This is a genomic window from Streptomyces sp. NPDC051907 (assembly GCF_040681075.1).
Classification (GTDB): Bacteria; Actinomycetota; Actinomycetes; order Streptomycetales; family Streptomycetaceae; genus Streptomyces.
Genome location: NZ_JBFAYB010000004.1, coordinates 164069 through 184015, shown reverse-complemented (window position 1 = coordinate 184015; position 19947 = coordinate 164069). Strand labels below are relative to the sequence as shown.

Here is a 19947-nt window from a genome sequence, read left to right as displayed (position 1 = left end):
CGGGCGGCTGTCTCTCCCCAGCCGCCGCCCCTCACCCGCGTCGGCCCGCCCGGGCCGCTTGAACACGTACGAGAGGACCCCATGAACGGGCCCAGTCAGCAGAGCTATCCGGGGCTGTGGCACGCGGTCGTCGACTTCCTGGCCGCGTCCGGAGTCGACACGGTGTTCGGCCTTCCCGCAGACGACGTCCAACTGCTGCGGGCGCTGGACGCGTCGGCGTCTGCGTCCGTGTCCGCGTCTGGAGCCGGCACGGGGACGGGCTCCGGCTCCGGGCCCGGCTCCGGGGTGAGCATGGTGCTCTGCCGGGACCAGCGCAACGCGCTCTTCATGGCGACCGGTCACGCCCTCGCCTCCGGACGGCCCGCGGTCTGCGTGGTCGGCAAGGGACCCGCCGCCGCCAACGCCGTCACCGGTCTCCTGGAGGCGCGGTACTCCGCGGCCCCCGTGCTGCTGCTCGCCGCCGGGACGCCGGCCGCCCGCCGGGGCGCCGCGGCGTTCCAGGAGGCCGACCAGATGGCCCTGGTCGGCTCGCTGGTGCGGTGGGCCCACCGGGTGGACCACCCGGAGCGCCTCGCGCCGGCCCTGGAGAAGGCGCTGGCCATCGCGACGGGCCCGGCGCCCGGCCCCGTATATCTCGAACTCCCCGACGACCTGCTGGAAGCCGAGATCGTACGGCGGCGCCCCTGGGCCGCACTCCCTCAGACGCTCCGTCATACGGACCCCGCGCACGCGGGCGGCGACGCGCTCGAGGCGATCCGGCGCAGCCGCCGCCCCATCCTGCTGGCGGGCGGCGGCATGCGGCACCGCAACGCGGACCGGGTGGTGGAGCGCTTCGCCGAGCAGATCGGCGCCGCGGTGTTCTCCACCGCGTCGGGCCGCGGCGCCGTGGCAGAGGACCACCCGCTGTTCTGCGGCCTGGCCGGCCTCTACCGGCGGCCGGAGACCGCGGGGCTCTGGCGCGAGGCCGACCTGGTGATCGCCGTCGGGAGCAGGCTGGAGGAGACCGCCACGTACGGTTGGGACTCCCTGCCGCCGGACACGCCGGTCGTCCAGGTCAACACGGACCCGGCCGACGTCTCCGCCGAGTTCGCGGGCCCGCGGGTGATCGGCGACGCCGCGGGCGCGCTCGCCGCCTGGTCCGGGCTGCTTCCGCAGGCCCCGCAGGACGGCGCCTGGCGCGAGGCGGTGTCGCGGGCGCGGCGGGAGACGACCGAGGCGGCGGACCGCGAGCTGCGGCGCATGGCCGCCTCGGACCGGCTGCACGTCGCGGAGGTGCTCGCCGCCCTGACCGCCGCGCTGCCGGCCGACCATGTGCTGGTGCAGGAGAACGGCCTCCAGGACATGTGGTCCTACCTCTTCCCGTACTACAGCACCGGCGCGCTCGGCGGCTCGGTCGTGCCCTCGGAGCAGACGAGCCTGGGCTTCGGCGCGGCGGCGGCCGCGGGCGTGAAACTCGCCGCGCCGGAGAAGGCGGTGGCCGCCTTCGTCGGCGACGGGGCGTTCGGGCTGTTCCGCAGCGACCTCGCCACGGTGGCGGACGCGGGCGCCGCGGTGCTCTACGTCGTCCTGCACAACGGCGGCTACGGCTGGCTCCAGTCACAGCTCGACCACCTCGGGGAGGCCGCGCAGCGGTTCTCCTTCGTCCGCGACGAGCCGGGGATCCCCGAGCCGGGCCGGCTGCCCGGGGTGTACCAGCATGTGGTCGTCGACAAGGGAGAGTTGGCGTCCGTCCTGTCCACGGCGGTGAAGGAGTGCGCGGCGGGGAGGGTCAGCGTCGTGCATGTGCCGGTGGGCCTCGACGACGTCCCGCCCGGCATCAGCGAGGTGTCGGACGCCCCCATCCCGCAGTGACCGCGATGCAGACGACTTTGATGGAGAGGACAGACGATGCTCCCTGAAGAGCTGAGGAACGCGCGCCGCCGCGTCGTCATCACGGGCTGCGGCGCGGTCACCCCGCTCGCCCTCACCGCGCAGGAGACCTGGGCGGCGCTTCTCGAAGGACGCAGCGGCATCCGTACGATCACCGGCTTCGACGCCTCCGACCTGCCCACCTCCATCGCGGGCGAGGTGCAGGGGTTCGATCCCGACGCCTATGTGCCGCGCCGGCTCAGCAGAAGGATGGACACATACGCGCAGTACGCGGTGGGCGCGGCCGTACAGGCGCTGGAGTCGTCCGGACTGCGCCTGGACGGCGGGACGGCGGAGCGCACGGGAGTCCTGGTCGGCAGCGGCTACGGCCCCGTGCACACGAATCAAGGCATGGTGCACACCCTGCGGGACAAGGGACCGCGCTTCATCACCCCGTACTCCCAGGTGACCGGGGCGATGGACAGCGCCTCGGGCGAGATCAGCATGCTCACCGGCGCCCGCGGCCCCTCCCGCGCTCTGAGCACGGCCTGCGCCTCCGGCACCGACGCCATCGGCGAGGCGGCCCAGTGGATCCGGTACGGCCTCGCCGACGCGGTCATCACGGGCGGCGCCGAGGACTGCGTCACCCGGATCGACATCGCGGGCAGCGGAAACGCGAAGGCGCTGTCGACCCGGGTCGACGAGCCGCAGAAGGCGTCCCGGCCGTTCGACAAGGACCGGGACGGCTTCGTGATGAGCGCGGGCGCGGGAATCGTCGTCCTGGAGGAGGCCGAGTCGGCGGTCCGCCGCGGCGCCCCGATCCTCGCCGAGCTCATCGGCTACGGCGCGAGCTCGGACGCGTACCACTGGACGGCGCCGCGGAAGGGCGGCGAGGGAATGAAGCAGGCGATGCGCGCGTCGATCGACGACGCGGGCATCGATCCGACGGAGATCGGCTATGTGAACGCGCACGGCACGAGCACCCCGCTCAACGACGAGGTGGAGACGTCGGCGATCCGCGCCGTACTCGGCCCGCACGCCGCCACGATCCCGGTCAGCTCCACCAAGTCCATGACGGGCCACATGATCGGCGCAGCCGGGGCAGTGGAGCTCATCGCCTCGGTCCACGTGCTCGGCACGGGAATGGTCCCGCCCACGATCAACTGCGAGAACCCGCTGGACAAGGAGATGAACTACGTCGCCCATGTCGCACAACGCCGGGACGTGGAGGTGGCGATGAGCAACTCATTCGGCTTCGGCGGCCACAACGCGGTCTTGCTGATCCGCCGCTGGAGGGGGTGAGGCGAGCGGAGGTGCGGGGTGGAAGTTTGTGGGTATCGGAGGCGATCAGTCTTCCTGAGGGGCTTCCAGTTCCTGGAGTCGTTCGGCGATGTCGTCGGCCCACTCCTGTGCCCAACGCCGCAGGTCGGCGATGGCGCGTTCGTCGAGTCTGTAGGCGGCGAACTCGGAGTCGTCGATCCAGTCGGCTCCGCCGAGCCTGGCTTGGAGGTCGGTGAGGTCGAAGGTGTCGCGGGCGTGGCGGCGGCCGAGTTCCTCGAGTTCTATGTGGCTCCAGCGGTCGGCGGCGGCCCGTACGTCGATCAGGTCGCGGGCCAGGCCGCGGTCGGCCAGAGCGCGGACCTTGGTGCCGACGACGTCTTCGAGGGCGAGGACCAAGCCGTGCTCCGTCTGCACGGGAGGGCGCCAAAGCGCTTCCTTGAGGATGTCGACCTCGCACTCCTCGCCGCTGCTGGGATCGGTGACGATCAGCCGGGCGGACAGTGGATCGGTCTCCAACGCCCGTACCTGCCAGCCGCGTTCCTCCAGACCGGATCGCACCGTGGTGGTGATGCTCTCCATCCCATCGGGGTTCTCGGTGGCGACGTCGAGGTCCTGGCTGAGCCGGTCTACCAGGCCGTGCGCTTGGACGGCATACCCACCGGTGAGTGCCAGCGGATAGGAGCGGCCGACGCTCAGTACGTCGGCAAGCAGACGGCGGTGCAGTTCCGTGAGATTCACGCAACGGCCTGCGTGTTCGACGTCAGCTCGGTGAACGCGCTTTCCCAGACAGCACGAAGATCGCGGCTGATCAGCACGGACAGCACGGGCCACATACTGATGAGGAGGTCCCGGTTGAGGTAGCGCTCTAGGTCGTCGTGCATGCCCTCGGCCAGGACGATCCGGTAGTAGCTCATCCGCAGTCGTGGCTGATCGAGATCGAACTCGGTCAGCCCAGACCACGCCAGGTGCACGGGCAGATGCACGGTCCCGTGGGTAGGGCCGGCGAGCGTCGACAACTCGGCGGGGAGCCGCCGGGCGAACTTTGCGCGGCGGAGCTCGGAGACGCTGGGCGTGGATGCCATGCCACGATTATTCCGCAAGGGCCCGCGTCGGTCCGTCTGACTGGCAGGTGCGGGGTGAACCCAAAACTGCGCTGTGCCTGGGTGCGGGTCGGTTTCGATCACGGACAGGACCGGTGGTGCCGCTGCCCCCCCCCGGATCATGGTGACCCGAGAGCACCTCGGCTGTTCGCTCCAGGAAGCGCTGGAGATCTCCGCTGTCCGTATGCCTGCATGACGAATTCCGGTGCGGGACTCGGCGTGGGCGTACCGTGCTCGGGGTGACCGATGCGACCCGTGAAGATGATCTTCTGGCTGCTCTCCCGGTCCTGTCCCGCGCGTTCAGGCTGGGTGAGGTGGGCGACCGGCAGTTCCTTGCCCATGGCCTGATGAACCGGAACTGGCGGCTGGAGACGGCTGCCGGGACGTACGCCCTGAAGGAGATCACCGACGTCCCTCTGCCCAAGGTCCGCAGAAACCTCGCGGTCCTGGCGGAGCTGGCTCGCGCGCGGATCCCGGTCCCGGCACCGCTGCCCGCCGATGGCGGAGACCTTGTGGTCGAGGTCGGTGATCACGGCTACTGCGTCCTGCCCTGGGTGGACGGTGAGCACGTGCAGGGGACGGATCTCCCGCTCGACGAGGCTCGCGATCTCGGCGTTCTCATGGCCCGGCTGCACGAGGGCTTGCGCCAGCACGGGCCCGGCCCGGTTCCGGAACAGGCGCCAGCGGCGAAGGCCCGCAGCGTGGCCGAGGCCGACACGGCGGCTGACGATCTCCTGGGCCGTCTTCCGGCCGATCCGGAGACCGACTTCGACAAGGCCGCCACCGAGGCCCTCCACCACAGGCGCGGTCTCCTCGCGCGGTACGCCGGCGCCGGGCCGGAGGGCGAGGTCCCGGCGGGTCCGCACGGGTGGACGCACGGTGATTTCCAGTACCGCAATCTGCTGCGGCAGGACGGCCGGGTGGTGGCGGTTCTGGACTGGGACCGGCTCGGTGTCCGTCCGTACGGGGAGGAGGTCGCTCGGACCGCGCAGGTGCAGTTCGGGGTCGGTGGCGTCTTCGACCTCGATCGCATCGCCGCCTTCTGCGCCGGCTACCGGTCCGTGATCGATCTGTCGGAGGGGGAACTCGCCGACGCCGTGAAGCGGTTGTGGTGGAAGCGGCTGACCGACTTCTGGCAGCTGGAGTTCTACCTCGACCGCCAGGATCCCGCCTTCGGCGAGATGTTCCTGACGGACGAGGCACTGCTGAACTGGTGGACCGGCCGCGCCGATGAAGTCCAGGCCGCCTGCGCGGCCCGCTAGCCAGCGGCACGGGCCAGCTGCCACGTTTCAGGCGCCCGCGTCCCGGTTCCGCCCTGGGTGAGGGCCGACTCTCAGCGCGCTCCCAGGCCGCCGTCGGAGGCGGACACGAGTCCGGACTCGTACGCCGCGATCACCAGCTGGGCGCGGTCGCGGGCGGCCAGTTTGGCCAGGAGGCGGCCGATGTGGGTTTTCACCGTGCCCATGCTCAGGTGCAGACGCGCCGTGATCTCGGCGTTCGACAGGCCTCTTGCGATCAGCTCCAGTACCTCGCGTTCCCGCTCCGTCACCCCCGTCAGCGGGACCGGGCCCCGGTCGGGGCCCGGGTTGGGGCGGCGGGTGAAGTCCTCGATCAGGCGGCGGGTCACGGACGGAGCCAGCAGGGAGTCGCCCGTGGCGACGACCCGGATCGCGGCCAGCACCTCCGCCGGCGGGGCGTCCTTGAGGAGGAAGCCCGCCGCACCGGCCCGCAGGGCCGCGTAGACGTACTCGTCGAGGTCGAACGTGGTCAGGATCAGCACCCGTACGTCGGCGGTCTCCGGGGAGCCGCAGATCCGTCGGGTGGCCTCGATGCCGTCCACGACCGGCATCCGGACGTCCATCAGGACCACGTCCGGACGGTGCAGCCGGGCGAGCTCGACGGCCTCTGCCCCGTCGCCCGCCTCTCCGACAGCGGTGAGGCCGGGTTCGTTCTCGACGAGGATCCGGAAGGAGCCGCGCAGCAGTACCTGGTCGTCGGCGACGAGCACCCGGGTCGGGTCTGTCATGGAGTCCTCCTCACGCCGTCCTGCGGCAGGCGGGCGGAGACCGCGAAGCCTCCCTCGGGGCGCGGGCCCGCGCTGAACGTCCCGCCGTGCATCGTCGCCCGCTCCCGCATGCCGACCAGGCCGTGGCCCCCCGGCCGTTCGCGGTCCGCGCCCCGCACGCCGTCGTCCGTGACGTCGATCCGCACCTCGAGCAGGTCGGCCTCGACCCTCACCCGGCAGCGTGCGGGGGCCGCGTGCTTCACCGCGTTGGTGAGGGACTCCTGGACGATCCGGTGAACGGCCAGGGCGACACCCGCGGGCAGGCCGCCGTCCGGCACCCGCACGCTCAAGTCGACGTCCAAGCCCGCCTGTCGTGCCTGGTCGGCCAGCTGGCCGAGCGCGTCGAGGTCGGGCGCCGGGCTCAGTGGAGCTGCGGCCGTGTCGGTGCGGAGCACGCCCAAGGTGCGACGCATCTCGGTCATGGCGGTCCGGCTGGTCCGTTCGATGACGCGCAGCGCGTCGACGGCCTCCTCCGGGCGGCGCTGAGCCACGTGCCCGGCGACCCCCGCCTTCACCGCGATCAGGCTGAGGCTGTGCGACACGATGTCGTGCAACTCCCGGGCGATCCGGAGCCGTTCTTCGGCGATGGCATGTTCGGTGCGGCGGGTGGCGCGGTCGGCCTCCCGTGCCCGGCGGGCGCGTACGACGAAGCCCGCCGCCCAGCCGCTGCCGAGCACCAGCCAGACGATGGCGGCGACGCCCGCCGCCCCGCTCCACATCTCGGCCGGAGTAACCACGGCCTCCCCGGTCAGCACCGCGACCCCCGACACCGCGAGTGCGACGCCCAGCACCGGTACCGAACGGCGCGGAGCTTCGGCGAGAGCGACCGCGTACAGGGTGAGACCGACCGGGAGCCACGGCTCGCGCGTGATGTCCAGGAGGGTGGCGGCGACGCCTCCGGCCAGGGCCGTCAGCACGGCCGGCAGGGGCCACCGCCGGCGGACGGCGACCGGCAGGCCCACCGTCGCGGCGACGAGTACGCCCGCCCACACCGGACCGGTGTAGGCGGGCTGGGCCGCGCTGCCGGACAGCTGGGCGAAGCCGGCGTACGTGGTGGTGACGAGGAGTGCGGCGGCCAGGTCGAGGGCGAGGAGATGGCTGTCGTGCGGCCGCCGCAGGAGACGCATGGACCGACCGTACATCGTCAACCGACCTGCCCGATCAGGGTCATGAGGACCACGGCGGCAGTGACTGCGGCGGTCCAGCGCAGCGTGGTGGCGCGGCGGGGAGCCGGGCCGTCGCGCAGCACGGTGATGCCCAGCGGGACGACGGCGAGGCAGAGACCCGCGACGGCCACGACGGACAGCGCGGTGGCGCCCTTGAGCACGCCGAGAGGCAGCGCGGCGGTGGCCGCCAGGGCGAGTGCCCGGACCGGACCCAGCACGCCCGCCCGCCAGGCTCCGACGGCGAGGAGCAGCCAGCCTCCCATGATCGCGAGGTTGAGGGCACTGAAGATGTGGAAGGCGCCGTACGCCTCCCCGACGAACCGCGTGGCGGCCCGCGCCCCCTCGCGGTCGGCGAGTTGGAAGGCGAGGTGGTCCACCCCGGCGTGGAAGGTCCGGGCGAAGAGCCCGAGGACGGCGAAGATCCCGCCCCACAGGGCCAGTCCGGGGCTGCGGCGGCCGATCCGCGCCGCGAGCACGGCGAGGGCGGGCCACAACAGGACGGTCCCGGCGGCGAAGGCGCCGTAGGAGGCGGTGATCAGGCCGGGGTGCTCGACGCGGGCGGCGAGCTGCTCCGGGAAGAAGAAGGGGAACGGAATCCGCAGCAGGACCCCGGCGCCTAGCAGCAGCGGACCGGCCACCAGACACACCCCACCCGCCCACCGGCCGGGGAAGGGGGCGTCCCCCGACCAGTCCACCGGCAGCCACCCGGCTTCGGCGGGGGCCGCGATGTCGTCCGGGCGGGGAGTGTTCCGCGTTGTCGTCATGCTGCGAACGATCCCGCGAGGCGGCGACCCACCGCGTCGGACCACGATCCACTCCCGGCATCGGACCACGGTCCGATGCCGGACTGCCCGATACCTTTCAACCGGACTGCCCGATACGCTTCAAAGCGAACGGCCCAGGTCGCTGACCAGGGCCTTCGTCATGGATCGGGTGACGAGAATCGAAGTCGCGCTCTGAGCCTGGGAGGCTTTAGGTTCTCAAGGGCGCGGGCGGCTTCCGGGGGTTCCAGCTCTGAAGGGAATGGTTGCATCCCCGGTCTGTCTGGGGGCGGCCCGGAGAATCGTCCGGGACCTAACCGACGGTCGGGCTTCGTCGATGGCCAGCCGATGACCTGCCAGAGCCGACCGCGCACCTCCCCTCTCGTGGGCATGCCCTGATCCGTAGCTCCAGCCGTGGGGCCGGCACCAGCGGCGGTGTCGGCCCCACAGGTGCGTGTACGTCAGGCGCGGTGCTTGTCGAGGAAGTCGGTGATGAGCCGCTGCCATTCCTCGGGGCGTTCGACCATGGGCAGGTGGCCGGTGGGGATCTCCACGAGTTGGGCGCCGGGGATGGCGTCGGCGAGCTGGTGGTGCAGGCGGGTGGAGGTGAAGCGGTCCTGGGTGGTGGAGATGACCAGGGTGGGTGCCTGGATGCCCGGGAGGTCGGCGCGGACGTCGGCCCGGGGGGCCAGCTCGGCATGCTCGGGGGTGCCGTCCGCGATGCTGGCGGCGGTGAAGCCGACGGCCTGCTGGAGCTGCTCCTCCGGCATCGTCTCCAGCGCGTCGGCGCCGAGGGCCATCATCGTGAGGTACTCGGCCAGCAGTTCGCGGTTGCCCGATTCGGCCAGCTTGCGCCAGACGGGCACGGCGAGCGCGAGCCGGTTGTCCCGGTAGGGGAAGGTCGCGGTCAGAACGAGGGCGGTGATGCGCTCGGGGTGGCGGGCGGCCGCGCGGACGGCGACCGGGCCGCCGAGCGAGTAGCCGGACACCGCGAACGTCTCCAGGCCCTCGGCGACGGCTGCGGCGACGAGCTGGTCGGCCAGGTCGTCCAGCGACAGCGGTTCGGCGGAGCGGGGAGTGTCGCCGCTGCCGGGGTAGTCGATACCGACCACCGTGTGGCGGGCGGCCAGGCCGTCCAGGATCGGGCCGTAGGTGCCGGCCACGCTGCTGCCGGCGCCGTGTGCGAGGGCGAGGCCGGGGCCGGAGCCCAGGACGGTCCGGGCGAAGGTGGCTTCGGGCAGGACGCGTGCGGACACGGGGGGTCCCTTCTTCGAGGAGCTACGGGGTGTGTAGGTGCGGTGCGCGTCGCCGGCGCGGGCGCGGGCGCGGGCGGGGCGGGTGGCCGAGGTGTGGCTGAGGATGCCGTTCCACTACTGGCCGAGGGACTCGAACCCCGGCGGTGACGTCCGCCTCGGCCGTCAGCGGCACGGAAGTTCAGCCGCACGGAAGTTCAGGGAAGGAGAACGGCCTTGCCCTTGGCGCGGCGCGTCTCGATGTCCCGGTGCGCGGCGGCGGCCTCGTCCAGTGGGTACGTACGCCACACGGGGACGTCGAGTTCGCCGGCCGCCGCCAGCCGCACCAGCTGCGGCAGGGCGTCTTCGGATTGGTCGGCGCCGCCGGCGCTGAAGCGGACACCGTGCTCGGCGGCCGACATGTCGGCGATGGTCATCACGTGTGCGCTGTCGCCGGTCAGGGCGACGGAGTCGGCGAGGACGCCGGCGCCGGAGGCGTCGAAGACGAAGTCGACTCCCTCGGAGGCAGCGGCCCTCACCCGCTCCGCCCAGCCGTCGCCGTAACGGACCGCGGTCGCGCCCAGCCCGGTGACGCGCTCGACAGCGTGCTCGCCGACCGTCCCGACGACGGTGATGCCGCGGGCCACGGCCAGTTGCACCGCGATGGCGCCCACACTGCCGCCGGCGCCGTGGACGAGCAGGGTCTGCCCGGCCTGCACACCCAGTTGCCGCAGGACACGGGACGCGGTCTCGCCGACCGTGACCAGCGAGGCGGCGACCTCCCACGACAGGGCCGCGGGCTTGGCCACCGGCCGCTCCAGCAGGGCGTACTCGGCGTAGCTGCCGCCGACGGCGGCGCCGAGGACCTCGTCCCCCACGGCCGCGCCGGCTCCCTCGCCGACGGCGTCGACGACACCGGCCGCGTCCAGGCCGAGGACCACGGGGAAGCGCGCCGGGGCGGCCTTCGCCAGGAGACCGGACCGGATCTTGAGGTCGAGGGGGTTCACGGAGGCGGCCCGCACCCGGATCCGGACCTGGCCCGGCGCGGGCTCCGGCGGGGCGACCTCCGACGGCCGCAGCACCTCGGGCGCGCCGTACTCGGAGAAGGTGATCGCTTTCGACATCGGAAACTCCTGGGGTAGAGGCGAGGGGAGAGGGACCGCACGCGCTGTGACTCACTGTGCGGCTGCCGCGGCGGAGTCGCCGCTCAGGCGGTGAGGACGGGGTAGTCGCTCAGGTGGGTGAGGGTGGAGTAGTGGCTCAGACGGTGAGGGTGGAGTAGTCGTTCAGCCGGTGAGGACGGGGTAGCTGCTCAGGCGGTGAGGACGGGGTAGTCCGTGTAGCCGTGGTGGTCGCCGCCGTAGAAAGAGGCCTTGTCGGGGTCGTTGAACGGACCGCCGGAGGCGAGACGCCGGGGCAGGTCGGGGTTGGCCAGGAACAGCGACCCGTACGCCACCATGTCCGCGCTTCCGTCCTCGATCAGCCCCAGCGCGTCGGGGCCGGTGACGTCGGGGTAGGTGAACGGGTTGAGGACGAACGTGCCGGGCCAGTTCTTGCGCAGCCGCGGAGTCAGGTCGCGGTTCGGCCCCTCCATCAGGTGCAGATAGGCGAGGTCCAGGCCGGCGAGCCGGTCCAGCAGGGCGAGGTAGACCTCGTCCGGGGCGTCCTCGGAGATGTCGTTGAACTGGTTCCCGGGCGAGATCCGCAGGCCTACCCGCTCGCCGCCGATCGCCTCGGCCACGGCGGCGACGACCTCGACGGCGAAGCGGATCCGGCCCTCGACCGAGCCGCCCCAGGCGTCGGTGCGGTGGTTGGTGTTGGGCGCGAGGAACTGGTGGATCAGGTAGCCGTTGGCGCCGTGCAGCTCCACACCGTCGAACCCGGCCTCGACCGCGTTGCGGGCGGCGTCGGCGAAGTCGGCGACGGTCTGCCGGATCTCCGCCTCGGTCAGCTCCTTCGGCGTCACGAACTCCTTCGGCCCCTCGTGGGTGTACACCCGGCCCTCGGCAGCCACGGCCGACGGCCCCACCGGCGCCAGCCCGTCGGGCAGCAGGCTCGGGTGCCCGATCCGGCCGGTGTGCATCAGCTGCGCGAAGATCGTGCCGCCCTCGCGGTGCACGGCGTCGGTCACCGTCCGCCAGGCCCGCACCTGGCCGGGCGTGTGCAGGCCGGGGGTGTCGGGGTAGCCCTGACCGACCGGCGAGGGCTGGACGCCCTCCGTGACGATCAGCCCGGCGGCGGCCCGCTGCGCGTAGTACGTCGCCATCAGCTCGGTCGGCTCGGCGCCGGGACCGTAGGCGCGGCTGCGGGTCATCGGCGCCATCACCAGGCGGTTCGCCAGGCGCTTGCCGCCCAGGACGATCGGATCGAAAGCAGTGGTCATGGGTTTCTCCTCCGGTGAGTCGCGCTCCGCTGCCGGGCTCTCACGAGCCGCATCAGCGGATGCCTGTCTGAACAAGTAAATCACTTGCTCGAACAGGTAACTGCCTCGAATCCATTCCCGCTCCCGGATGTGAAGCACGTAACAGGTTGCTGCCTGCCCGTATATGCGCAGGTGGCGGCGGTGGTGCGGACAGGTAACGCGCCGGAAGGTAGGCTGATGCTGCCTAAGCAGGGAAGTGAGGTTCGATGACGCAGTCCACACCGGAAACCGGGAAGGGCCCCGCGGACGCGGGGCAGGGGGTCACCGTTCCGGTGCCGGCCGCGGCCGGCGGCGGGCCGGTCAGTCACGCGATCTTCCGCCTGGCCCGCCTGCACCGCATGTTCGCCGGACAGCTGCTGCGCCGGATCGGCCTGCATCCGGGCCAGGAGCTGGTGATGATGCACCTCTGGGAGCTCGGCCCCCAGCGGCAGGCCGACCTGGTGCGGCTGCTGGACTCCGACGCCGCCACCATGACCCGCACTGTCCGGCGCCTGGAGCAGGCCGGCTTCGTCCGCCGCCGCCCCTCGCCCACCGACAGGCGCGCCTCGCTCATCGAGCCCACGGCGGCCAGCCACGCCCTGCGCCGCGAGGTCGAGCAGGTGTGGAGCCAGCTGGAGGAGCTCTCCACGGCGGGCCTCTCCGCCGACGAGCGAACCGCTGCCCTGCACACCCTCGAACGCCTGGAGCAGAACCTCGTACAGGCTGCCGCCGATCCCGACGGAGTGTGCGGGGCGGGTTAGTACGTCGACTCGCGACGGGGTGTGCGGGGAGGGTTAGCCGCCTCGACTCGCGACGGAGTACGCGGGGAGGCTCGGCCCCTCGGCGGCCGCCGCGCCCTCGCGCCGCCCCGCCCCCCCCGCCCTCGCCGCCTCCCCGCCCCCGAGGCGTTGCTACTTCTCGGGGCGCAGTCGGTCCAGCGCTCCGGTGACGAGCGGGTGATGGGGATCGACGGCGCCGACGATGCGGCGGCCGATCGTGGTCAGCTGGCGGACCTGCGCCTTGGTGAGCGCGTCGAAGACATAGCCGCGCACGGCCTCCACATGCCCGGGGGCGGTGGCGACCACCTTGTCGAAACCGTCGTCGGTGAGGGTGGCCACGGTGTAGCGGCCGTCGTCGGGGTCGGGGCTGCGGCGTACCCAGCCGCGCTTCTCCAGCCGTCCGACGACCTGGGACAGCCGGGGAAGAGAACCCTCCACGAACGCGGCGAGCTCGCTCATCCGCAGGGTGCGCTCGGGGACCATGGAGAGCCCGGCCATCACCTGGTACTCGAAGTGACTCAGGCCGGCGTCGCGCTGTAGCTGCGCGTCCAGCGCCGCGGGGAGCCGCATCAGCATGCTGCTGAGCGCGATCCATGCCTGGTCTTCCTCATTGTCCAGCCAGCGAGGTTCCTGCGGGGTCTCCATGCTCGCGAGTATAGCTTCACGCTTGAAGTGATCAATTTACTGGATGACTTGCATCTTGAAGTGAATGAGCCCTAGCCTCCACTTAAAGGTTTAAGTCATTGAAAGGTGTTGATCATGATGAACGTTCTGTTGTGGGTCGTCGCGGGCGTGCTCGCCGCGGGGTTCCTGGCGGCCGGGACGATGAAGCTGTCCCAGCCGAAGCAGAAGCTGGCGGCCTCGGGTATGGGCTGGACCGAGGGTGTGAGCCCGGGGACGGTGAAGCTGATCGGAGGCGTGGAGGTGCTGGCCGCGCTCGGCCTGGTCCTGCCGCCCGCGCTCGGCATCGCACCGGTGCTGGCGCCCTTGGCGGCCGTCGGCCTGGCACTGGTCATGCTCGGCGCCATGGGCGTGCACGCCCGTCGCAGCGAGGCTCAGATGATCGCCGTGAATCTGGTGCTGCTCGCGCTCGCGGCTGTCGTGGCATGGGGCCGGTTCGGCCCGTACGCCCTCTAGCGATCCGTTAGTGATCCATGAGCGGTCCTTAGGCGATCTCGTTCCACGCGTACGTGGCATACGTGCGGGTCACGCGGAACACCCCCAGGATCGTCGCGTTGGAGCGCGATGCCGAGCTCTCGCCTCGCGCCCGGCCCACCTCGACGGAGTCCGGCAGCTGGACCCCGGCCGCGGAGGACCGAGGAGGGCCAGGGAGAGCGTCCTGCTGCCCTGGACGGCCACCCGCCGTACGGCCGCCTTCGCCCTGCGACCCACGCCCACGGCTACGCAGCCGCCTCCGTACACCCGCCGCCTCTGCGCACCCGCCGCCCCCCCCAGCGGCCTCGACCACAGCCGCCGCACCCCGCCCGACCGCGAAACCGCCCAGTGAGGCGCGACACCGCCCAGTGAGGACCGACACCATGACCCCGCATGCCGACCTGCCGACGATGCAGGAGACGACGTACGACATCGGCGGAAAGAAGATCTTCGTCGCGGAGGCGGGCGACGGCCCGCCCGTGCTGCTGCTGCACGGCGGCGGCCCCGGCGCCTCCGGCGTGTCCAACTACGCCCGCAACATCGCCGAGCTGGCCAAGGCGTACCGGGTCATCGTGCCCGACCTGCCCGGCTACGGGCGCAGCACCAAGGGCGTCGACGGCGCCGACCCCTTCGGCTGTCTGGCCGACGGCATCCGCGGCCTGCTGGACGAACTCGGCCTGGACAAGGCCCATCTGGTCGGCAACTCCTACGGCGGCGCCTGTGCCCTGAGGCTGGCCCTGGACACCCCCGACCGGGTCGACCGCATGGTGCTGATGGGCCCCGGCGGGATCGGCAACACCCGCGCCCTGCCCACTCCCGGGCTCAACAACCTGCTGGGCTACTACACCGGCGACGGCCCCTCGCGGCTGAAGCTGGAGAGGTTCATCCGCAACTACCTCGTCTTCAACGCCGCCGAGGTCCCGGACTCCGCCATCGAGGAGCGCTACCAGGCCAGCATCGACCCCGAGGTGATCGCCTCTCCGCCGCTGCAACGCCCCGCCGGGCTGCGCACCTTGTGGAAGATGGACTTCACCCGCGACCCGCGCCTGAGCCGGCTGCCCGTGCCCACCCTCGTCCTGTGGGGCGCACAGGACAAGGTCAACCGGCCGTCCGGCGGTCGGATGCTGGCCGACCGCATGCCCAACTGCGACCTGTACCTCGTCGCCAACACCGGGCACTGGGTGCAGTTCGAGCGCACCGAGCTGTTCAACCGCCTGTGCGCCGAGTTCCTGGCCGGCCGCCGATGACCATGCACGACGCCTCGTCCGTCTTCGGCGCCGTCCGCCTCGGACACATCGTCATCGAGACCAACCGCTTCGCCGACTGGCGCCGCTTCGGCGCCGACGCCATCGGCATGCACCACGACCCGCTCTCCCGCGACCTGATGCGCTTCCGCCTCGACGACCAGGAATGCCGCTTCCTCATCCGGCGCGGCCCTGCCGAGGACGTCGTCGCCACCGGCTGGCACATCGACGACCACGCCGCCTTCGAACGCATCGAGGCCCGCATCCGCGCCCACGGCGTCCCCTTCACCGTCGGCACCGACGAGGAGGCGGCCCTGCGCGGCGTCGAGCGCCTGCTGCGCTTCCCCGGCCCCAAGGGCATCACACAGGAGATCTGCACCACCCCGGTGACGTCGGCCGAGCCCCTGCGCATGCTCGCCTCGGGCTTCGTCACCGGCGACGGCGGCATGGGCCACATCGCGCTGACCTCCACCAGGCCTGCGCAGACCCGGGGTTACTTCAACACCGTCTTCGACGCCCGCCTGACCGACTACATCGACGAGACCATCAGCGGCGTCAAACTCAAGATCCGCTTTCTGCGCGTCAACGAACGCCACCACTCCATCGCGGTCGCCGCCACCCGCGGCGGCCTGTCGATCGACCCGATCCGCACCCGCGTGCAGCACCTCAACATCCAGGCCGCCACCCTCGACGACGTGGCCCAGAGCTACCAGCGCGTGCACGAACTCGGCTTCGACATGGCCCTGTCCGTCGGCCAGCACACCAACGACAAGGAACTCTCCTACTACGCCCGCACCCCGTCGGGCTTCGAGTGGGAGGTCGGCTGGAACCCCGTCGTCGTCGACGAGACCACCTGGGAGCCCACCACTCACCAGGGCATCAGCATCTGGGGCCACCTCCCGGTCGGCCAGACCATCGTCGACAAGCTCGCCCAGTTCCGGGCCGGGGCCCGCTCCCTGACCCGTACGGAGAGCACGGTTCCGTCGCTGAGCGGCACCGGCATTCCCGACGACTGACACCGTTCTCCAGAGGCCCGAGCGCAACTCTCAGACGCCCGAGCGCAACGCACGCGACAGTCCCAACGCGGCGGTCCGTACCGCCGGAGCGAGCTGGGCGGGCCGGAAGCGGCTGCGGGGCACGGCGACCGACAGCGCCGCCACCGCCACCGCCCCGTCGAAGACGGGCGCCGCGATGCAGCTGACGCCCAGGGCGGCCTCTTCCTCCTCGTAGGCCAGGCCCGCGACCTGAGCCTGCTCGATGGCGGTGCGCAGCCGCTCCGGATCGGTGACCGAGTGCGGCGTGAGGCTGGGGAGGGGTGCGTCCAGCACCTCCTCCGCCAGCTCCGCGCCGGAGAAGGCCAACAGCGCCTTGCCGACGCCGGTGCAGGTCAGGGGAAGCCGACCGCCGATCCGGGAGGGCAGCCGCAGGGCGCCATGACCGTGGATGCGCTCCACGTAGACCACCTCGTGGCCTTCGCGCACCCCCAGATGGACGGTCTCGTGCGTGGCCTCGAACAGGTCCTGCAGAAAGGGCAGGGCCGCCTCGCGCAGATCCTGCCGACGTGGCACGAGCGAGCCGAGTTCGAAGAGCTTGCCGCCGAGCCGGTAGCTCTCCGCATCGCGTTCGAGCAGACCCAGCCGGACCAGTTCGCCGCACAGCCGGAACGCCGTGGTCTTGGTCAGACCCGTACGCCGGGAGAGTTCTGTGAGGCGGAACGATCCGCCGTCCGGCCGGAAACAGTCCAAGACTGCCACTGCCTTGTCCAGCATGTTTCCCTGCGCGCTGTTCCGTGTCATGGAACATATTTTGCCGTTGCTCACGATGCGCGTCTATACCTGGCAGGCGTCACAGCGATGGCCGGCAACCCGCCCGTACCGACCCCCCCTCACCAGCTCCGCTCTCTTTCCGGAGCTCCGCTCTCCTCCGGAGGTAACCCGCATGCCCATCCCGCAGCCCCTTCCCGCCGCTCCCGACAGGGGTGAAGCGTGAGCGCCCACGAGTCCGCCGGTCCGGTGGCCGAGGCAGCGGCCGTCCTGGACGAAGCCGCCCGCGCCGGCGTCCCGTGCCCCCCGGTGCGTCATCTGCTGCCCGAGGCGGACATCGCGGCCGCGTACGCGGTGCAGCGCCTGAACGTCGAGCGGGGCATCGCCGCCGGCCGGCGCCTGGCAGGCCGGAAGATCGGTCTGACCTCGCCGGCCGTGCAGCGCCAGCTCGGCGTCGACCAGCCCGACTTCGGCGCCCTGTTCGCCGACATGGCGGTGCCCGAGGGGCAGAAGATCGCCCCCGGCCGGCTGCTGCAGCCGAAGATCGAGGCGGAGGTCGCCCTGGTGCTCGGCACGGACCTGCCGCACCGGGACCCGACCGTCGCCGACCTGCTGCGTGCCACGGCGTTCGCCCTGCCCGCGCTGGAGATCGTCGACAGCCGCATCGCCGACTGGGACATCGGCATCGTCGACACGGTCGCCGACAACGCCTCCTGCGGCCTGTTCGTCCTCGGCGGCGCGCCCGTACCGCTGGACCGGGTCGATCTGCGCGACGTACGGATGACCCTGACCAGGAACGGCGAGACCGTCTCACGGGGCGCCGGCGCCGACTGCCTGGGCAGCCCGCTCACCGCCGCCCTCTGGCTCGCCTCCACGCTCGCCGGCCTGGGCGAGCCGCTGCGGGCCGGCGACATCGTCCTGACCGGCGCGCTCGGCCCGATGGCCGTCGCCGCCGAAGGCGATGAGTTCACCGCGCACATCGAGGGACTCGGCACGGTCACCACCGCGTTCGCCGCCTCCGCCACGGAAGGAACCGGAGCATGACCACGAAGGTCGCCGTCATCGGCTCGGGCAACATCGGCACCGACCTCATGATCAAGATTCTGCGGCTCTCCGACTCCTTGGAGATCGCCGCCATGGCCGGCATCGACCCCGGCTCCGACGGCCTGGCCCGCGCCCGACGACTGAAGGTCGCGACCACTCACGAGGGCGTGGACGGCCTGGTCGAGCTGGACGAGTTCGCGGACGTGTCCCTCGTCTTCGACGCTACGTCCGCCCGGGCGCACCGGCGCCACGACGAGGTCCTGCGCACACGGGGCCGTACGGTCGTCGACCTGACCCCCGCAGCGCTCGGGCCGTACGTGGTGCCGCCGGTCAACGGCGACGCCCATCTGAACGCGCCCAACGTCAACATGGTCACCTGCGGCGGGCAGGCCACCATCCCCGTCGTGGCCGCCGTCGCCGCCGTGACCCCGGTCCACTACGCGGAGATCGTCGCCTCCCTCTCCTCCCGCTCGGCGGGCCCCGGCACGCGGGCCAACATCGACGAGTTCGTCGAGACCACCTCGTCGGCCCTCGAGCAGGTCGGCGGCGCGGCCCGCGGCAAGGCCATCATGGTCGTCAACCCCGCCGAACCGCCGCTCATCATGCGGGACACCGTGCACTGCCTCGTCGGCGACTGCGACGACGCCGCCGTGACCGCCTCCGTGGAGGAGATGGCCGCGCGCGTCCAGACGTACGTCCCCGGCTACCGCCTCAAGCAGAAGGTGCAGTTCGAACGCGTCGCCGTCGACGACCCACTGCGCTCCCTCCTGCCGGCCGCCTCCCGGTCCGGCCAGGCCGCCAAGGTGTCGGTGTTCCTCGAAGTGGAGGGCGCCGCCCACTATCTGCCCGCCTACGCAGGCAACCTCGACATCATGACCTCGGCCGCCCTGCGCACCGCCGAGCGCATGGCCGCCCACCGCACCACGAAGGCAGTCTCCCCATGACCGCGCCCATGACCGCGCCCCAGCGGAACGCCCTGTACCTGCAGGACGTGACCCTCAGGGACGGGATGCACGCCGTTCGCCACCGCTACACCGTCGAACAGGCCCGTACCATCGCCGCCGCACTCGACGCCGCCGGAGTCGCCGCGATCGAGATCGCCCACGGCGACGGCCTGTCCGGCTCCAGCATCACCTACGGCGTCGGCGCCCACACGGACTGGGAGTGGATCGAGGCGGTCTGCGACGCCGTGACCCACGCGGCGCCCACCACCCTGCTCCTGCCCGGCATCGGCACCCTGCACGACCTGCGCCGAGCACACGCGCTCGGCATCCGCTCGGTGCGCGTCGCCGCTCACTGCACCGAGGCCGACGTCACCGCCCAGCACATCGCCGCCGCCCGCGACCTGGGCATGGACGTGTCCGGCTTCCTGATGATGTCCCACCTGGCCGACCCCGCCGAACTGGCCCAGCAGGCCCGACTGATGGAGTCCTACGGCGCGAACTGCGTCTACGTCACCGACTCGGGCGGCCACCTCACCATGGACGGCGTACGCGACCGCGTCCGCGCCTACCGCGACGTCCTCGACCCGTCCACCGAACTGGGAATCCACGCCCATCACAACCTCGGGCTGGGGGTGGCCAACTCGGTCGTCGCCGTCGAGAACGGCGTCACCCGCGTCGACGCCTCCCTCGCCGGCCAGGGAGCCGGAGCGGGCAACTGCCCCCTGGAGGCGTTCGTCGCGGTCGCCGAGCTGACGGGCTGGGAGCACGGCTGCGACCTGTTCCCCCTGATGGACGCCGCCGACGACGTCGTACGCCCCCTCCAGGACCGCGAGGTGCGGGTGGACCGCGAGACCCTCACGCTCGGCTACGCCGGTGTGTACTCCAGCTTTCTGCGCCATGCCGAGACAGCCGCCCGCCACTACGGCATCGACGCCCGCGCGATCCTCGTCGAGGTCGGCCGCCGCAAGCTGATCGGCGGCCAGGAAGACATGATCACCGACATCGCCCTCGACCTCGCCGCAGCCCGCGCCATCGCCTGACTCGAGCCCGCGCCATCGCCTGACTCGAGCCCGCGCCACCGCCTGACTCGAAAGAGCCGGACACGGCCAGTTCACCCGGCTGGACGGCTTAGCACCCGGTCCTGCCATCCGACGCCAGCCGAGA

At 71.9% G+C, this 19947-nt stretch carries 20 protein-coding genes; 10 read left to right on the top strand and 10 right to left on the bottom strand.

Going from position 1 to position 19947, the window contains the following annotated elements; all coding sequences use genetic code 11:
- Positions 1-81: 81 nt before the first annotated feature.
- Positions 82-1851, top strand: a complete 1770-nt coding sequence (locus AB0M39_RS04600; protein WP_365360084.1) for a thiamine pyrophosphate-binding protein — start codon at positions 82-84, stop codon at positions 1849-1851.
- A gap of 36 nt (positions 1852-1887) precedes the next feature.
- Positions 1888-3150, top strand: a complete 1263-nt coding sequence (fabF, locus tag AB0M39_RS04595) for a beta-ketoacyl-ACP synthase II (RefSeq protein WP_365360082.1) — start codon at positions 1888-1890, stop codon at positions 3148-3150.
- A gap of 45 nt (positions 3151-3195) precedes the next feature.
- Here fabF and AB0M39_RS04590 read toward each other — a convergent pair whose 3' ends face one another.
- A complete protein-coding gene (locus AB0M39_RS04590) occupies positions 3196-3867 on the bottom strand; it encodes a nucleotidyl transferase AbiEii/AbiGii toxin family protein (RefSeq protein WP_365360080.1) in 672 nt (223 codons plus the stop codon).
- Positions 3864-4211, bottom strand: coding sequence for a transcriptional regulator (locus AB0M39_RS04585; protein WP_365360078.1), 348 nt, complete (start codon positions 4209-4211; stop codon positions 3864-3866). The genes AB0M39_RS04590 and AB0M39_RS04585 overlap by 4 nt, the downstream gene beginning before the upstream one ends.
- A gap of 332 nt (positions 4212-4543) precedes the next feature.
- On the opposite strand from AB0M39_RS04585, the gene AB0M39_RS04580 reads away from it, so the two are divergent.
- Positions 4544-5491, top strand: coding sequence for a phosphotransferase (locus AB0M39_RS04580; RefSeq protein WP_365360076.1), 948 nt, complete (start codon positions 4544-4546; stop codon positions 5489-5491).
- 71 nt (positions 5492-5562) lie between these two features.
- Here the strand turns inward: AB0M39_RS04580 and AB0M39_RS04575 are convergent, their stop codons facing one another.
- From AB0M39_RS04575 to AB0M39_RS04550, 6 genes are all read right to left on the bottom strand, one after another.
- A complete protein-coding gene (locus AB0M39_RS04575; protein ID WP_365360074.1) occupies positions 5563-6255 on the bottom strand; it encodes a response regulator transcription factor in 693 nt (230 codons plus the stop codon).
- Complete coding sequence (locus AB0M39_RS04570) at positions 6252-7421, bottom strand: sensor histidine kinase (protein ID WP_365360072.1); 1170 nt, start codon at positions 7419-7421, stop codon at positions 6252-6254. The genes AB0M39_RS04575 and AB0M39_RS04570 overlap by 4 nt, the downstream gene beginning before the upstream one ends.
- A 17-nt stretch (positions 7422-7438) precedes the next feature.
- On the bottom strand, positions 7439-8224 hold the full coding sequence (locus tag AB0M39_RS04565) for a hypothetical protein (protein WP_365360070.1): 786 nt from the start codon (positions 8222-8224) through the stop codon (positions 7439-7441).
- A 458-nt stretch (positions 8225-8682) separates the two neighbouring features.
- A complete protein-coding gene (locus AB0M39_RS04560; protein WP_365360068.1) occupies positions 8683-9477 on the bottom strand; it encodes an alpha/beta hydrolase in 795 nt (264 codons plus the stop codon).
- Positions 9478-9671: 194 nt separating this feature from the next.
- Complete coding sequence (locus AB0M39_RS04555; protein ID WP_365360066.1) at positions 9672-10577, bottom strand: NADP-dependent oxidoreductase; 906 nt, start codon at positions 10575-10577, stop codon at positions 9672-9674.
- A gap of 188 nt (positions 10578-10765) precedes the next feature.
- On the bottom strand, positions 10766-11836 hold the full coding sequence (locus tag AB0M39_RS04550; RefSeq protein ID WP_365360064.1) for an alkene reductase: 1071 nt from the start codon (positions 11834-11836) through the stop codon (positions 10766-10768).
- Between the two features lie 245 nt (positions 11837-12081).
- On the opposite strand from AB0M39_RS04550, the gene AB0M39_RS04545 reads away from it, so the two are divergent.
- Positions 12082-12615, top strand: a complete 534-nt coding sequence (locus AB0M39_RS04545; protein ID WP_365360062.1) for a MarR family transcriptional regulator — start codon at positions 12082-12084, stop codon at positions 12613-12615.
- A gap of 150 nt (positions 12616-12765) precedes the next feature.
- On the opposite strand, the gene AB0M39_RS04540 is transcribed toward AB0M39_RS04545, so the two are convergent.
- A complete protein-coding gene (locus tag AB0M39_RS04540) occupies positions 12766-13278 on the bottom strand; it encodes a MarR family transcriptional regulator (RefSeq protein WP_365360060.1) in 513 nt (170 codons plus the stop codon).
- A gap of 114 nt (positions 13279-13392) precedes the next feature.
- Here AB0M39_RS04540 and AB0M39_RS04535 point away from each other — a divergent pair, with 114 nt between their 5' ends.
- The 3 genes from AB0M39_RS04535 (at position 13393) to AB0M39_RS04525 (ending at position 16048) form a co-directional block, all read left to right on the top strand.
- On the top strand, positions 13393-13770 hold the full coding sequence (locus AB0M39_RS04535; RefSeq protein WP_365360058.1) for a DoxX family protein: 378 nt from the start codon (positions 13393-13395) through the stop codon (positions 13768-13770).
- Between the two features lie 401 nt (positions 13771-14171).
- Positions 14172-15035 carry an alpha/beta fold hydrolase gene (locus tag AB0M39_RS04530; protein ID WP_365360056.1) on the top strand — a complete coding sequence of 288 codons (864 nt, stop codon included), beginning with the start codon at positions 14172-14174 and terminating at the stop codon, positions 15033-15035.
- A gap of 2 nt (positions 15036-15037) precedes the next feature.
- Positions 15038-16048, top strand: coding sequence for a VOC family protein (locus tag AB0M39_RS04525; protein WP_365360207.1), 1011 nt, complete (start codon positions 15038-15040; stop codon positions 16046-16048).
- 30 nt (positions 16049-16078) lie between these two features.
- On the opposite strand, the gene AB0M39_RS04520 is transcribed toward AB0M39_RS04525, so the two are convergent.
- On the bottom strand, positions 16079-16801 hold the full coding sequence (locus AB0M39_RS04520) for an IclR family transcriptional regulator (protein ID WP_365360205.1): 723 nt from the start codon (positions 16799-16801) through the stop codon (positions 16079-16081).
- Between the two features lie 216 nt (positions 16802-17017).
- Here AB0M39_RS04520 and mhpD point away from each other — a divergent pair, with 216 nt between their 5' ends.
- The 3 genes from mhpD to dmpG are packed head-to-tail and all read left to right on the top strand — an operon-like array spanning position 17018 to position 19823.
- Entirely contained in the window at positions 17018-17839 is an 822-nt protein-coding gene (gene mhpD / locus AB0M39_RS04515) for a 2-keto-4-pentenoate hydratase (protein WP_365360054.1), read from the top strand.
- On the top strand, positions 17836-18783 hold the full coding sequence (locus AB0M39_RS04510) for an acetaldehyde dehydrogenase (acetylating) (protein ID WP_365360052.1): 948 nt from the start codon (positions 17836-17838) through the stop codon (positions 18781-18783). Before mhpD ends, AB0M39_RS04510 begins: the two co-directional genes overlap by 4 nt.
- Complete coding sequence (gene dmpG, locus AB0M39_RS04505) at positions 18780-19823, top strand: 4-hydroxy-2-oxovalerate aldolase (RefSeq protein ID WP_365360050.1); 1044 nt, start codon at positions 18780-18782, stop codon at positions 19821-19823. The genes AB0M39_RS04510 and dmpG overlap by 4 nt, the downstream gene beginning before the upstream one ends.
- Positions 19824-19947 lie beyond the last annotated feature (124 nt).

What these genes read in the sequence shown, in the direction of transcription:
- AB0M39_RS04600 (WP_365360084.1), top strand. Translation starts at nt 82, where the DNA reads ATGAACGGGCCCAGTCAGCAGAGCTATCCGGGGCTGTGGCACGCGGTC.
- fabF (WP_365360082.1), top strand. Translation starts at nt 1,888, where the DNA reads ATGCTCCCTGAAGAGCTGAGGAACGCGCGCCGCCGCGTCGTCATCACG.
- AB0M39_RS04585 (WP_365360078.1), bottom strand. Translation starts at nt 4,211, where the DNA reads ATGGCATCCACGCCCAGCGTCTCCGAGCTCCGCCGCGCAAAGTTCGCC.
- AB0M39_RS04575 (WP_365360074.1), bottom strand. Translation starts at nt 6,255, where the DNA reads ATGACAGACCCGACCCGGGTGCTCGTCGCCGACGACCAGGTACTGCTG.
- AB0M39_RS04570 (WP_365360072.1), bottom strand. Translation starts at nt 7,421, where the DNA reads ATGCGTCTCCTGCGGCGGCCGCACGACAGCCATCTCCTCGCCCTCGAC.
- AB0M39_RS04565 (WP_365360070.1), bottom strand. Translation starts at nt 8,224, where the DNA reads ATGACGACAACGCGGAACACTCCCCGCCCGGACGACATCGCGGCCCCC.
- AB0M39_RS04555 (WP_365360066.1), bottom strand. Translation starts at nt 10,577, where the DNA reads ATGTCGAAAGCGATCACCTTCTCCGAGTACGGCGCGCCCGAGGTGCTG.
- AB0M39_RS04550 (WP_365360064.1), bottom strand. Translation starts at nt 11,836, where the DNA reads ATGACCACTGCTTTCGATCCGATCGTCCTGGGCGGCAAGCGCCTGGCG.
- AB0M39_RS04545 (WP_365360062.1), top strand. Translation starts at nt 12,082, where the DNA reads ATGACGCAGTCCACACCGGAAACCGGGAAGGGCCCCGCGGACGCGGGG.
- AB0M39_RS04540 (WP_365360060.1), bottom strand. Translation starts at nt 13,278, where the DNA reads ATGGAGACCCCGCAGGAACCTCGCTGGCTGGACAATGAGGAAGACCAG.
- AB0M39_RS04535 (WP_365360058.1), top strand. Translation starts at nt 13,393, where the DNA reads ATGATGAACGTTCTGTTGTGGGTCGTCGCGGGCGTGCTCGCCGCGGGG.
- AB0M39_RS04530 (WP_365360056.1), top strand. Translation starts at nt 14,172, where the DNA reads ATGACCCCGCATGCCGACCTGCCGACGATGCAGGAGACGACGTACGAC.
- AB0M39_RS04525 (WP_365360207.1), top strand. Translation starts at nt 15,038, where the DNA reads ATGCACGACGCCTCGTCCGTCTTCGGCGCCGTCCGCCTCGGACACATC.
- AB0M39_RS04520 (WP_365360205.1), bottom strand. Translation starts at nt 16,801, where the DNA reads ATGCTGGACAAGGCAGTGGCAGTCTTGGACTGTTTCCGGCCGGACGGC.
- AB0M39_RS04510 (WP_365360052.1), top strand. Translation starts at nt 17,836, where the DNA reads ATGACCACGAAGGTCGCCGTCATCGGCTCGGGCAACATCGGCACCGAC.
- dmpG (WP_365360050.1), top strand. Translation starts at nt 18,780, where the DNA reads ATGACCGCGCCCATGACCGCGCCCCAGCGGAACGCCCTGTACCTGCAG.